At 66.4% G+C, this 13,754-nt stretch carries 12 protein-coding genes; 7 read left to right on the plus strand and 5 right to left on the minus strand.

From position 1 onward, the window contains the following. The first annotated feature begins 25 nt into the window (after window positions 1–25). The 3 genes from JO059_RS05085 (at window position 26) to JO059_RS05095 (ending at window position 2,783) form a co-directional block, all read left to right on the plus strand. Window positions 26–232 carry a hypothetical protein gene (locus JO059_RS05085; RefSeq protein ID WP_293315047.1) on the plus strand — a complete coding sequence of 69 codons (207 nt, stop codon included), beginning with the start codon at window positions 26–28 and terminating at the stop codon, window positions 230–232. Window positions 233–350: 118 nt separating this feature from the next. Then, complete coding sequence (locus JO059_RS05090) at window positions 351–2,009, plus strand: NRAMP family divalent metal transporter (protein WP_293315018.1); 1,659 nt, start codon at window positions 351–353, stop codon at window positions 2,007–2,009. A gap of 132 nt (window positions 2,010–2,141) precedes the next feature. Continuing rightward, entirely contained in the window at window positions 2,142–2,783 is a 642-nt protein-coding gene (locus JO059_RS05095) for a hypothetical protein (protein ID WP_293315019.1), read from the plus strand. Window positions 2,784–2,982: 199 nt separating this feature from the next. On the opposite strand, the gene JO059_RS05100 is transcribed toward JO059_RS05095, so the two are convergent. Then, window positions 2,983–3,738, minus strand: coding sequence for a L,D-transpeptidase (locus JO059_RS05100; protein WP_293315020.1), 756 nt, complete (start codon window positions 3,736–3,738; stop codon window positions 2,983–2,985). A 205-nt stretch (window positions 3,739–3,943) separates the two neighbouring features. Continuing rightward, entirely contained in the window at window positions 3,944–5,701 is a 1,758-nt protein-coding gene (gene oxc / locus JO059_RS05105) for an oxalyl-CoA decarboxylase (protein ID WP_293315021.1), read from the minus strand. 239 nt (window positions 5,702–5,940) lie between these two features. Between oxc and JO059_RS05110 the strand changes: the two genes are divergently transcribed. After that, the gene (locus JO059_RS05110) at window positions 5,941–7,500 is read left to right on the plus strand and encodes a FadD7 family fatty acid--CoA ligase (RefSeq protein ID WP_293315022.1); all 1,560 of its coding nucleotides are present in this window, start codon (window positions 5,941–5,943) and stop codon (window positions 7,498–7,500) included. An 18-nt stretch (window positions 7,501–7,518) separates the two neighbouring features. On the opposite strand, the gene JO059_RS05115 is transcribed toward JO059_RS05110, so the two are convergent. The 3 genes from JO059_RS05115 to JO059_RS05125 all read right to left on the minus strand — a co-directional run bounded on the left by JO059_RS05115 (window position 7,519) and on the right by JO059_RS05125 (window position 10,641). Beyond that, window positions 7,519–9,684: an elongation factor G-like protein EF-G2 gene (locus JO059_RS05115; RefSeq protein ID WP_293315023.1), complete on the minus strand. Its 2,166-nt coding sequence runs from the start codon at window positions 9,682–9,684 to the stop codon at window positions 7,519–7,521. Window positions 9,685–9,825: 141 nt separating this feature from the next. Then, window positions 9,826–10,251 carry a TIGR03668 family PPOX class F420-dependent oxidoreductase gene (locus JO059_RS05120; RefSeq protein WP_293315024.1) on the minus strand — a complete coding sequence of 142 codons (426 nt, stop codon included), beginning with the start codon at window positions 10,249–10,251 and terminating at the stop codon, window positions 9,826–9,828. 87 nt (window positions 10,252–10,338) lie between these two features. Next, a complete protein-coding gene (locus JO059_RS05125; RefSeq protein ID WP_293315025.1) occupies window positions 10,339–10,641 on the minus strand; it encodes a hypothetical protein in 303 nt (100 codons plus the stop codon). 516 nt (window positions 10,642–11,157) lie between these two features. Here JO059_RS05125 and JO059_RS05130 point away from each other — a divergent pair. From JO059_RS05130 to JO059_RS05140, 3 genes are all read left to right on the plus strand, one after another. Continuing rightward, the gene (locus JO059_RS05130) at window positions 11,158–11,991 is read left to right on the plus strand and encodes a GGDEF domain-containing protein (RefSeq protein WP_293315026.1); all 834 of its coding nucleotides are present in this window, start codon (window positions 11,158–11,160) and stop codon (window positions 11,989–11,991) included. 59 nt (window positions 11,992–12,050) lie between these two features. After that, on the plus strand, window positions 12,051–12,512 hold the full coding sequence (locus tag JO059_RS05135) for a nuclear transport factor 2 family protein (protein WP_293315027.1): 462 nt from the start codon (window positions 12,051–12,053) through the stop codon (window positions 12,510–12,512). A gap of 157 nt (window positions 12,513–12,669) precedes the next feature. Then, window positions 12,670–13,749, plus strand: coding sequence for a S1C family serine protease (locus JO059_RS05140; protein ID WP_293315028.1), 1,080 nt, complete (start codon window positions 12,670–12,672; stop codon window positions 13,747–13,749). The last annotated feature ends 5 nt before the right edge of the window (window positions 13,750–13,754 follow it).

Genomic DNA, 13,754 nt, shown 5'->3' on the forward strand with positions numbered 1-13,754 from the left:
CGGGCCCTCCGGCAAGGAGAAGATCATGGCATTTGTCATTTCACGGCGACTCACCGGCCAACGAACCCGCTCCATGCTGCGTGCCGGCCGCCTATGGGCCGACAAGCTGCACCTGCGGAGCACGCTGACTCCGCAGGAGCGGGCGAATCTTTATGTCTCGCGGATGCCGATCGCGGTGGTCACCGCCTCGCTGGGCGGCCACCCCTCGGACAGCACGCGCAGCCGGCAGTGATTCCCTCCCATGGCTCAGCGGCGGGCGCCGGTGCGGGGCCCGCCGCTGAGCGAGCATTCCTCGCGGACGCAGGCCGCCGGTTTCCCCAGCTCGAAGTCGTTGAGCGGGCGACGATTCGATGACGTCTGTCTCGACCGATGCGGCGGCCGCGGTTCCCCCGTGCGAGGGGGACATCATCGGCGCATTCGGCCGCGTTGGCCGTGACGTCACCAGCGACGGTCGCAGATGGTGGCAACGGCTGCGTCTGCTGATGGTCATCGCCGGTCCCGGACTGATCGTCATGATCGGCGACAACGATGCCGGCGGGGTCGCCACCTACGCACAGGCCGGACAGAACTGCGGCATGCAGCTGCTGTGGGCGCTCGTGCTGATGATTCCGGTTCTTTACGTCAACCAGGAGATGGTCCTTCGGCTGGGCGCAGTCACCGGGGTGGGACATGCGCGACTGATCTTCGAACGGTTCGGCAAGTTCTGGGGCGCATTCAGCATCGGCGACCTGGTGGTTCTCAACGCGTTGACCATTGTCACGGAGTTCATCGGCGTGGCGCTGGCGCTCGGCTTCCTCGGATGTCCGAAGACCATCGCGATACCGGCGGCCGCCGTCTTGCTGTTCGCAGTGGTGGCCGGCGGCTCGTTCCGCCGTTGGGAGCGGGTGACATTCGTGCTCATCGCGGCGAACGTCGCGCTCATCCCGCTCATCCTGTTGGTGCATCCCGCCCTGGGCCCAACCCTGCACGGGTTGGTGCCGTCGTTGCCCGGCCATCCCGACTCGGTCGTGCTGTTGTTGATCATGGCGATCGTGGGTACCACGGTGGCGCCGTGGCAGTTATTCTTCCAGCAGTCCAACGTCGTCGATAAGCGGATCACGCCGCGCTGGATGCGTTACGGGCGAGCCGACCTGGCCATCGGCATCGTCGGCGTAATCGGAGGCGCGATCGCCCTGATGGCGACCACCGCGTTCGGTCTGGCCGGTACCGCCGCTGCGGGCAGGTTCACCGACGCCGCGGCGGTGGCCTCCCAGCTGTCCGGCCACCTCAGCCACACGGCCGGGGTCCTGTTCGCAATCATCTTGTTGGATGCGTCGCTGATCGGTGCGAACGTCGTCGGGCTCTCGACCACCTACGCGCTCGGTGACGCTATGCGCAAGCCGCATTCGCTGCATTGGAAAGTCACCGAGGCGCCACTGTTTTACGGGTGCTACGCGGTGCTGCTGGCGGTATCGGCGGCCGTGGCGTTCAGCCCGGACCACATCCTCGGGCTGATCACCCAAGGCGTGCAAGCGCTTGCCGGCGTTCTGTTGCCTTCGGCCACAGTGTTTTTGGTGCTGCTCTGCAACGACCGAGCTGTGCTGGGTCCTTGGGTGAACACCGTGCGGCAGAACGCCCTGGCGTGGACCATCGTATGGTCGCTGGTCGTGCTTTCGCTGATGTTGACCACGGTGACGTTCTTTCCCCAGCTGTCGACTCCGACGCTGGCGAGCGGGCTCGCCGTCGGCGCCGGGCTCGGCGCGCTCGGCGCCGCCGTCGTCTTTGCCGTCGGCTGGTTCACGGACCGACGCGACGGGGATACATCGGCGAGGTTCGGCGGCCTGACGTTGGCGGAAAACACCGCCATTCGCGATGAGATGCGCGCCAACTGGACCACGCCTGCATTGGCGACGCTGGAACGGCCGGTGATGTCGTCGATGCGGCGGGCCGGGCTGCTGACGTTGCGTTGCTATCTTGTCCTGGCCGGCGTTCTGGTCGTTGTCAAAGTGGTGGAGGCCGGCTTGGCTTGAGCGCGCCCGACTCCCGCGCTGGCCGGCGACCGCTGCTTGTTCCCGCAGGCATTTCGAAGTAGCCTCAGGCGCCGCGGCCGAAGTGCCATGGTTCGGCGCTTCACCGAGGGATGGATATGGAAGGGAATGCCGATGGAGGTCGGGCGGGCTCCCGTCGTGCGCTGGGCGGTCGCGATCGCCGTGGGCGGCGCCGCCATCTCCGGGTGCGCCCACAAACCCCCGTCGCCGTGGGTACCGGGGCCGGGCGCGGGTACCGTCGCTTCGTCCACCAGCCCGAGCCCAAGCACCTCAACCAGGACGAGCAGCCCGACGAGCCAGGCGCCCGCAGCGCCGCCCGATTACAGTTCCTTGTTGATCAAGGTGGCGGACCTTGGTGGCGATTTCACCACTCCCCAACCACCCGTGCTCAATCCCGGGATGCCCGGCGTCGCCCAGCTTTTCACCAACGCCGACAACACCAGACGCATCGGGGACACCATCTTGATCGTCGCCGACCCCGCCGCGGCGGTAGTGGGGGTTGCGAACACCAGGGGCAACTACGCGAGCAAGGTCAACGGTACGTGGCAATCGGTCGATGTCGGTTCCAACGGGACGATGATCTCCGGAACATCGCCGGACAACTCCCAGGCGGTGACCGCCCTCGTGTTCGCCGAGGGCAAGGCGCTGGTCAACCTGGAATTCGACAGCGCGGCCAACGATCCCATAGATCCTGCAGCCGCCATCGACATCGGCCTGAAGCAAGACGCCGCGATCAAGAGCGGGTTGCCCGGCTAGCTCGGTCCCCGGGCTGGATCACGTTGAAGCGCGCGCGGGAACTGCATGGACACATTGTATTCCGGTCCGGGCGGCGAAGGCCTGCGGAATATCTTGAGCTGCAACAGTTTTGGCTGAACCCGACGAAATTTGTCCGGCGATGCCGGCGCGGGGACCTGGGATCAGTCGGGCCCGTACCCAACCGCGGAATGCTCGACGGTCAGGCCACCACCTCGATGGGGTCGCCGACGTTGACCTGGTTGAAGTACCACGCGGCGTTGTCCGGGCTCAGGTTGATGCACCCGTGGCTGACGTTGGCGTGGCCCTGTGAATCGACGGACCAGGGCGCCGAATGCACGTAGACACCGCTCCAGGTGACCCGCACCGCGTACTGGGCCGTGATCTTGTATCCGTCGGGCGAACTCAGCGGGATACCGATGGTGCGCGAGTCCATCACCACCGTGCGGTCCTTCTCCAGGGCGGTGAAGTTGCCGATCGGCGTCGGGCGGCTGGGCTTGCCCATCGAAGCCGGCATGGTGCGCAGCACCTCTCCGTTTCGGCTGACGGTGAAGGTGTGCCCGGACAGGCTCGCAACGCCGAGCAACGCGTCGCCGGTGTCAAATCCCGACGTCAGTGCCTGGACGCCGACCGAGACGTGGGTGTGGGTGGGCCAGTAGTGGTTTGGTACCCACTGCACGACGTTGTTCTGCAACCACTCGAAATGTCCGGGTACGGCGCTCGGCGATGAAACATGGATAGAGCGTTCGGCGGCACCACGATCGGTGACCGGCGCGCTGAAAGTCACCACGACGGGATGTGCCACACCCACGAGCGCGCCATTCGCCGGCAGGACGGAGGCGATACTTGGTACGGGTTCGGTGACCGGGACCGCGGCCATAACGCGGGCGCCACTCCACAGCGCGCTGGTACCGGCGATCGCTACCATAACGAATAGATAACGAACCGCTCGTCGCATTGCGTTCACCCCCCGACACGGTGCAGTCAACACACGGTATTCTACTGGCTGTCTAACCATTACGGTTTTCAGCAACTTTGCGGCTTTCGTGCTGGCCGGTATCACGATCCCGCCATCGGTTCGGTTCGGTACCGTCGCGGGGGGACGCGCATCGAGTAGCAGCATCGTGGCAAACGATCGCTACACGCGGCACAGCCGTCGGGGATCATCCGTCGGTGCTGCCCCGGCCCGTCGGCGCCGCGGCCACGCTGGTCGGGTTGAGACCGGCCAGATGGCCGCTTTCCACGCCGGCTGCCGGATCCAGTTGGCAGTCGATGACCGCCGGCTCGTTGGAGGCGATCGCCTCGGCCAGGGCGGACCTCAGCTCGGGCGGTGAGGTGACGTGATATCCCTTGCCGCCGAACGCCTCAGCGATTAGCTCATGACGTGCCCGCGCATTGAGCACCGTCGGCGCCGGATCCCCGTTCGTGGGTGCCTCGTCGCCGCGGTAGACACCGCCGTTGTTGAGGATGACGACCGTCACCGGGAGGCGGTAGCGGCAGATCGTCTCGACTTCCATGCCGCTGAATCCGAACGCGCTGTCACCCTCGATCGCGACCACCGGGTCACCGGTTTCCACGGCTGCGGCGATCGCGTAGCCCATGCCGATGCCCATCACACCCCAGGTCCCGGTGTCGAGCCGGTGCCGTGGCAGCTCCATGTCGATGACGTTGCGGGCCAGGTCAAGTGCATTGGCTCCCTCATTGACCACGTAGACTCCCGGGTTGTCTTGCAGGACAGAGCGAATGGCTCCGAGCGCGTCGTAAAACCGCATGGGATGGTGGTGTTCCTCCAGGCGCTCACGCATCTTGGCGTTGTTGAGCGCTTTTCGAGCGGCCAGATCGTCGGTCCATTCCGCGGGTACCGCGATCAGCGGTACCGAAGAAGCGGCCATGGCATCGCAGAGCGCCGACATCACGGAGCCGATATCTCCGATCAGCGGCGCCACTATCGGTTGGTTGCTGTCGAGTTCCGACGCCGCGATGTCGACTTGCACGAATTTGGCATCGGCACGCCATTGCGGCGAATCCCCGTGTCCAAGGAGCCAATTCAGCCGGGCGCCCACCAGCAGAACCGTGTCGGCGCGGGAGATCGCCAACGAACGCGCGGCGGCGACGGAAAGCCGGTGTGAGTCCGGCAGCAAGCCCTTGGCCATCGACATCGGCAGGAAGGGAATTCCGCTGCCCTCCACGAATTTCCGGATGATCTCGTCGGCCTGCGCGTACGCGGCACCCTTGCCGAGCACCAGCAGTGGTCGCCTCGCCTGCGCGAGCACGTCCAGCGCACGGTCAATCGCTTCGGGTGAGGGCAGCTGGCGGGGCGCGGGATCGATCACCCGCCACACGGTGGCCGCGGCGGCCGATGCGTCGAGCGCCTGGCCAAGAACCTCGCCGGGGATATCGAGATAGACGCCGCCCGGGCGTCCCGACGTCGCCGTGCGAATGGCGCGTGAAACAGCGCGCCCGATGTCCTCGACGCGCCCGATTCGGTAGGCCGCCTTCGCGAAAGGTTTTGCGGCGCTGAGCTGGTCGAGGTCCTGGTAGTCACCGCGCTGCAAATCCACCATCGCCCGGTTGCTGGAACCCGAGATCTGGATCATCGGAAAGCAGTTTGCCGTGGCATTAGCCAAGGCCGGCAATCCGTTGAGGAAACCGGGCCCGGACGTCGTGAGACACACGCCTGGGCGCCGGGTGAGGAACCCTGCAGCGGCGGCCGCGTTGCCGGCCGATGTCTCCTGCCGAAAGCCGATGTAGCGAATGCCGGATGACTGCGCGATCCGGGCGAGATCGGTGATCGGGATGCCGACGATGCCGTAGATGGTGTCGACGTCGTTCGCCTTGAGAGCCTCCACCACGAGGTGGAAGCCGTCGATCCGCTGGGTCGACTCGGGCGCCGTGCCGTCGGATGCCGAGGCTGTGGTCATGGTGGCTGATCCTTGCGTGCGGTTTGGTCGACCCGTCGGTGACTTGTTGCCTCAGGGCCCGTCGTGTCCAAGACTAAGCGCGAACGGGGCCACGGCCGTCAGTGATCGGTGGCCCTTCGGTATCCGACGGACAGGTATGGGACGGACAGGTATGCGACGGACAGGGATGCGACGGACAGGAAGGCGGCGCGAGGTGGCGCGGTTCGCAGTTTCCCGCTTGACGCGGAAGGGGTGGCCCGATGGTTGCCGGCCCGCGCATCGCTGACCTGATCGAGGCGGCGGCGACCCCGCGACCGGAGGCGCCCGCGCTCGTGGTCGGGCCGGATCGCACACCGGTCACCTACCGCGACTTGACCCGACTGGTTGACCAGCTGGCCGATCGGCTGACGCGGGGTGGCCTGCTGCGGGGTGATCGGGTCGCGCTGCGCGCCGGGAGCAACGCCGAATTCGTCGTCGGCTTGCTGGCCGGGTTGCGCGCGGAGCTGATTGTGGTCCCACTGGACCCCGCCCTGCCCGTCAGCGAACAGCGCGCCCGCAGCGACGCGGCGGGAGCGCGTGCGGTGCTCGTCGACGGTGACCGGCCCGGCGACAGCAACGAACCGAGTGTGCGATGGTGGCCCGTCACCGTTGGCGTCGGCCATGACGGGAATGCGATGGCGACGCACCTGGAGGCCGCTGCGCCGCCGGCGGACTGCCCTGCGAGACCCGAAGGCCTACACGACGACGACGCCATGATCATGTTCACCGGCGGAACGACGGGTGTGCCGAAGATGGTCCCGTGGACCCACGACAACGTTGCCGGGGTGGTGCGCGCCATCGCCGCCGGCTACGGGCTCGGACCGCAGGACGCGACCGTGGCCGTGATGCCGCTCTATCACGGCCACGGGCTGATCGCCGCATTGCTGTCGACCCTGGCGTCGGGCGGTACGGTTTTGCTGCCGGCACGCGGTCGGTTCTCGGCGCATACGTTCTGGGACGACATGGAGGCGGTCGGGGCGACGTGGTACACCGCGGTTCCGACGATTCACCAGATCCTGCTGGAGCGCAATCAGACCGAGCAACCGCGGTACAGACCGCCGACACTGCGGTTCATCCGCAGCTGCAGCGCCCCGCTCACACCGGAAACGGCTCGGGCACTGCGGGACACGTTCGCGGCGCCGGTGGTGTGCGCCTTCGGCATGACCGAGGCGACCCATCAGGTCGCCACCACGGGCATCGATCGCGTGCATCGAGGCGAAAGTCCTGCTGGCACACCCGGTCTCGTCGGCCGTTCGACCGGACCCGAGATCCGGATCGCCGGCCCGCAGGGCCAGCCACTACCGGCCGAAGCTGTCGGCGAGGTCTGGTTGCGCGGCCCCACGGTGGTGCGCGGCTACCTCGGTGACCCGGCGATAACCGCCGCCAATTTCACCGACGGCTGGTTGCGCACCGGCGACCTGGGATCTCTTTCGGCGACCGGCGATTTGAGCATCCGTGGCCGCATCAAGGAACTGATCAACCGGGGCGGCGAGAAGATCTCGCCCGAGCGCGTCGAGGGCGTGCTGGCCACCCACCCCAACGTGCTGGAGGTCGCCGTGTTCGGCGTGCCGGACAAGATGTATGGGGAGACGGTGGGCGCGGTGATCGTCCCCAGGAAATCGCCCGCCCCCTCGGCGGGCGAGCTTGCCGTGTTCTGTCGGGAGCGGTTGGCCGCCTTCGAAGTGCCCGCCACGTTCCGCGAAGCCGAGGAGTTGCCGCATACCGCGAAGGGCTCACTGGACCGACGCGCCGTGGCCGAAAGGTTCGGCCGCGACAGCTAGGCCCAAAGGCACCGGCATTCACGCGGTTGATTTCACCTTGGCCGCAGCCGTTTCCGGCATCGGTTCGTAGCGGACGAACGAACGGGTGAAGGACGCCGCCCCATGCGAAAGCGAACGCAGATCGATCGCATAGCGGGTCAGCTCGACCTGAGGCACCTCGGCTTTGACCACCGTGCGCTCGTGGCCGGCGGTATCGGTGCCGAGCACGCGTCCACGCCGCCCCGACAGGTCGCCCATCACCGCGCCCACGTAGTCATCCGGCACCAGCACCGAGATCTCGTCGATCGGCTCGAGCAGGATCACCTTCGTCGCCGCCGCGGCCTCCCGCAGGGCCAGCGCTCCTGCCGCCTGGAACGCGAAATCCGATGAATCCACGCTGTGCGCCTTGCCGTCGAACAGCGTCACCCGGATGTCGACCATGGGGTACCCGGCGTGCACCCCCTTTTCCATCTGCGCGCGGACGCCTTTTTCCACGCTGGGAATGAAATTCCGGGGCACCGCTCCGCCCACCACCTTGTCGACGAACTCAAACCCGGCACCCTCCGGCAGCGGCTCGACCTCGATGTCGCAGACCGCGTATTGGCCGTGCCCACCCGACTGCTTGATGTGACGCCCGTGGCCTTTTGCCTTGCCGCCCAACGTCTCCCGCAGTGGGACGCGGAGCTCCACCGTGTCGACGCTGACACCGTACCGGTTGGCCAGCGCGTCCAGGACGACGCCGGCATGGGCCTCGCCCATGCACCACAGCACGATCTGGTGCGTCTCCTGGTTCTGCTCGATCCGCAGTGTCGGGTCCTCGGCGGCCAACCGCCCCAGCCCCACCGACAGCTTGTCCTCGTCGGCCTTGGCATGAGCCTCGATCGCGATCGGCAGCAGCGGCTCCGGCATGGTCCAGGGCCGCAGCACCAGCGGCTCGGACTTGTCCGAGAGTGTGTCGCCGGTTTCGGCCCGACTCAGCTTGCCGATCGCGCAGATGTCGCCCGCCACCGCGGCGGGGGCGGGGCGCTGTTGCTTGCCGAGGGGGAAGGACAGCACTCCAATGCGTTCGTCTTCGTCGTGGTCCGGGTGCGAGTTGCCGTGGGAGTTCGAGCCGTTGGCTCCGCCGAAAAACGACGAAAAGTGGCCCGAGACATGGACCGTCGCGTCGGGCCTGATGGTCCCCGAGAACACGCGCACCAGGCTGACCCTGCCCACGTAGGGGTCCGACGTCGTCTTGACCACCTCGGCGAGCAAGGGCGCGCCGACATCACAAGCGAGCGAAGCGTGCCGGGCGCCTTGGGGTGTGAAGACCTCGGGTAGCGGATGTTCCATCGGGGATGGGAATCCCCGGGTGGCTACCTCGAGCAATTCCAGGGTGCCGACGCCGGTGGTGCTGCACACCGGGATCACCGGGAAGAACGAGCCGCGCGCAACCGCTTTCTCCAGATCCTCGATGAGCACCGATTCGTCGATCGCCTCACCGCCGAGATAGCGGTCCATCAGCGACTCGTCCTCGGATTCCTCGATGATCCCTTCGATCAGCGTGCCACGGGCCTCCTCGATGAGGTCGGCGTCCGACGGGTCCGGCGGATGCAGGGTTCGCTTGCCGTCGGCGTACTGGTAGCGCGTTTGCGACAGCAACCCGATCAGGCCCGTGCAGTTGGGGGAAGTCGGCAGATAGAGTGGTAAGACCTTGTCGCCGAAGGCGTTCTGGGCCGCGCCCAGGGCCTCTTGATAGTTCGCCCGGGCGTGGTCGAGCTTGGTGATCACCACGGCGCGGGGCATGGCGACCTGACTACATTCCTGCCACAGCGACTTCGTTGGTTCGTCCACGCCTTCGTTCGCGGCGATCACGAACAGCGCGCAATCCGCGGCCCGCAAGCCGGCGCGCAACTCGCCGACGAAGTCGGCATACCCGGGCGTGTCGACCAGGTTGATCTTGACGCCGTTGTGTGACAGGGAGGCCACCGCAAGCCCCACGGACCGCTGTTGGCGGATCTCGGCATCGTCGTAATCGCAGACCGTGCTGCCTTCGGTGACCGAACCCGGCCTCGAGAGCACTCCGGCGGCGACGAGCAATGCCTCGACCAGGGTGGTCTTGCCGCCCCCCGAGGGTCCTACCAGGACCACATTGCGAACGTCGGCCGGACTGTTCGCGGTGGGGGCGGCTGCCGCGCCCTGGGAAGCGTTCGCCTTGTCCGCCATACTTTCCTCCAGTTCCCGCAAGTCCATTGGCTCGCCGTGTGTGTCGTGCACCACAGTCCCCAGTAAGCAACTTTTCCCCCAACCGCGGCCCAACACAAGGCCACCGGCCCACCACAATCGGGTGGGTCCGAACCGGCCGGATCAGGCGTGCCAGCTCGACCAGCGGTGCACCGTGATCGCTATGACCGGCCCATCCAAAGAAAACGATTGATACTGAGGGTATTTCGCACGCAGCAAGCGATATCCGGTGTCCATCGCGTCACCGCCGGAATGAATCTCGGCCACACCGTCGGCCCGGATCCACCACAATCGCGTCCAATCATCGACGTAATGGTCGACGAGCAGGCAGACCCTTGGATGGCTTTCGATGTTGGATAGGCGGCGCAGCCTTCGCGTTGCCTTCCGCTTCCCGTCAATGGCGGTGTACACCGTGTCGCGCCCCGCGGGCCCGCCGACGTCGGCCGCGAACACCACCGGCACCACGTGCGGCATGCCGTCGGGCGTGAGGGTGGCCAGCCGGGCGACGGGGGACTGTGTGAACCTGACCCTGGGGTCGAATTCGCCCACTCATTCAGCTTAGGGTTCCGCCTGCTTGGCGCGTACCGCGCCGATCAGTGGGACTCGGGTAAGAGGCGGTCCATGGCCTCGTGTTGCTCAGCGCACCGCCGTGATCACCCGAAGCAGTTCCTGGAGCCGGTGCGCGTCGTCGCTGTGGGTATAAGCGTCGAGCCAATTAGTGAGCTTGGCTACGAGTCCGGCGGGCAAGGCCGAGCCCTGTCCCGCCAGGATTTGCAGTACCGCGTCGATCGCGGCGTATGAGTCGCCTGAACCGATGGCGGCGTAAAGCCGGTCGCGCTCACGGTCCCGGTTGGCGAGTAGAGGGCTGATCGCCTCAGCCAGTTCCCACGCCAGGTCGGATGCGGCCCAGTCGTCCACCTTCTCATCTTCGGTGGCCAAACGAATCCATAAATTGCCGCGAAGTAAATTTCCTCGAAGCCTCGCAACCAGAGACGAGGCCGCGAAACTGTCCGGCGTCGAATGAGCCGGCGCCGGGCCATCGAGTCTCGATGAGGGGTAATCGGGTCTCCGCCGAGACCGCGGTATTCAGAGCTTGTCAGACATATGAGATCAATCGCCGTGCCCGTATGTTTGAAAAATGCCACCGGGCAATGACTTCTCCGCGACTTCTCCGCGGGCCACCAACGTGCGCGGGTGATGTAGGTGATCAGCTGGCGACCGAACCCGCACTACGACTGGCTGTCCGGGTATCTTGCTGCGCGGCGTTTGATCGTGGTGACACGCGCCCTGATGGCCTTTCTCATGGCGTCGTACATCGGATGCCTGCTTGCCCTGCTGGCGGGTAGAGACAGCCCCCACGGGTCCATACCGATTGCGATGACGTGGATCGCGTGCGCTGGGGGCGTCGCCGGGCTGCTGTTGTGGGTATGCCGCTGGCCCACCTGCGCACAATCGATGGCGTTCGCCCTCGGGCTCAACATCAGCATCGCGTTGGCATGCCTGGCCTATCCCAATCCGCTGGCCGGGATCATCGGCTGCATCGCCTTCGCCACGTGCGGCGCCTATATCGCCTTATTCCAGACGGCCGGGTGGGTGCTTTACAACTTCGCCGTGAGCGCCGCCGTCGCCTCGATTCAGGCGGCACGGCTGGCCGCATCCGGACATCCCGCTCTCGCAGGGGTCGACCTATGGCTGGTGATCCAGGTCAATATTGCTCTGCCTGTGGCGATCCACGCCCTGGTTAGGGCCGTAGCAGGTGATCTGTTGCAGGCCGAGCACGACCCCTTAACCAACCTCCTCAACCGGCGCGCCTTCAATCACAAAGTCCTCGGGATAATCACCACCCGCCGCAAGGTCGACACCCATCTGGTGGTGCTGGTCATGGATCTCGACAACTTCAAAGCTGTCAACGACACGCGCGGGCACAATGCCGGTGACCAAGCGCTCGTCGCCGTCGCCCATGCACTGCTAACCCTGGTCGACGGTCACCAAGCCACGATCGCACGAAGCGGCGGTGAGGAATTCGTCTTAGCCGCCCTATCGCCGACCTGCAACGCAGAGGCTTTGGCCAACGAGGTCTGCGATGCTGTCGCCGCCTTGCCGGCCGCAATCACAGCCAGCGTGGGCACCGCCTGCGCCCATGTCGATGACGAAACACTCGCCGTGTATCACGCACTCCTCAAGGATCTCATCACCGCCGCCGACACCGCGATGTACACCGCCAAACGCCGCGGCGGCAACCAAACCCACCACCACGGCCTCCTATCTGGGCACCGGGACAGGATCTGATCAGCTCTCCTCGAGGCGTGCTGATGCTCGCTCCATGAGCCACGCCGTAGGTTTACCGCATGCTGGCGGAGACACAGATCACCAACCTCCTGTATCGCTATGCCGAATGCATCGACGCCGGCGATCTCCCGGGGGCGGCAGCGCTGTTCGAGCACGCGCGTATCCGCATCGGCGGCACCGACGATCAGGACACCATCGATGCGGCCCGCCTGCTGGGCATCTGGAAGTCGCTGATCCTGCTCCACGCGGACGGCACACCCCGGACCAAGCATCTGACCACCAATCCGATCATCGAGATCGACGATGAGGCCGGCACCGCGAGTTGCCGCAGCTATTACACCGTGCTGCAGCAGAGCGACGAGTTTCCCCTGCAGGCCATCGTCACGGGCCGCTACCACGACCGCTTCGAGCGCGTCGATGGCCGGTGGCGGTTTTCCTATCGTGACCTGACGCTCATCGACATGGTCGGGGACGTCAGCTGCCACCTGGCCCACCCCATCACTCCGGCCGAACGCCGCTGAGCAACCCGAGCAGATAGCCGCAGGGTAAGGGCCCAATGAGGGGCTCACCACTGCCGTGCATAGCTACCTGCATTACGGTTATACGGATTAGGTCATATCGCCCGGACCCCGAGCTGGGCCAGTCCTCGTTCTTGGACGCGACGCAGGAGGTGACGGGATGAGCAAAGGGCACCACCGCTCAGTCTGGTGGTCATGGTTGGTCAGCGTGCTGGCTGTGATCGGGCTGGGCATGGGCCTCGCCATCGCGCCGGCGTCCGCCACACCATCCGGGCCGTCCACCCCGGCGCTCGACCGGTTCGACGATCGACCGATGGCGCCGCTCGACCCCTCGGGGATCGTCGGGCAGGTGGGGCCGCAGGTGGTCGACATCAGCACCAAGTTCGGCTACAACAACGCGGTGGGCGCCGGAACCGGCATCGTCATCGATCCGGCCGGCGTAGTGCTGACCAACAACCACGTCATTTCGGGTGCCACGGACATCAGCGCGTTCGCCGTCGCCAACGGCCAGATCTACCCGGTTGACGTGGTCGGGTACAGCCGATCCGCGGACGTGGCGGTCCTGCAACTGCGCGGGGCGGGCGGCCTGCCCAGCGCCAACATCGGTGGCGGGGTCGGGGTCGGTGACCCGGTCGTCGCGCTCGGCAATGCCGGTGGCCAGGGCGGAACTCCGAGCGCGGTGGCCGGTAGGGTCGTCGCCCTCAACCAGAGCGTGTCGGCGACCGACACCCTCACCGGTGCTCAAGAGAATCTCGGCGGATTGATCCAGGCGGACGCCGCGATCAGGCCCGGCGACTCGGGCGGTCCCATGGTCAACAACGCCGGGCAGGTGATCGGCATGAACACCGCCGCCACCGACAGCTACAAGATGTCCGGCGGCCAGGGCTTCGCCATTCCGATCGGTACGGCGATGGGCGTCGCCGGGCAGATCCGGTCCGGCGCCGGGTCGAACACCGTCCACATCGGTCCGACCGCCTTCCTCGGCCTGGGTGTGACGGACGCCGGCGGCAACGGCGCGCGGGTGGAACGGGTGGTCGGCAGCGGCCCCGCCGCGGCGGCCGGGATCTCGGCCGGCGACGTCATCACCGCCGTCGACAATGTCCCGATCAATGGGGCGACGTCGATGACCGACGTGCTCGTTCCGCATCACCCCGGCGACACGGTCATCCTGCACTGGCGCGCTCGAGGCGACGGCGATCGCAGCGCGCCGGTGACATTGGCTGATGGGCCACCGGCCTGATTAAG

The sequence above is a fragment of the Mycobacterium sp. genome, assembly GCF_019247615.1.
Taxonomy (GTDB): domain Bacteria; phylum Actinomycetota; class Actinomycetes; order Mycobacteriales; family Mycobacteriaceae; genus Mycobacterium.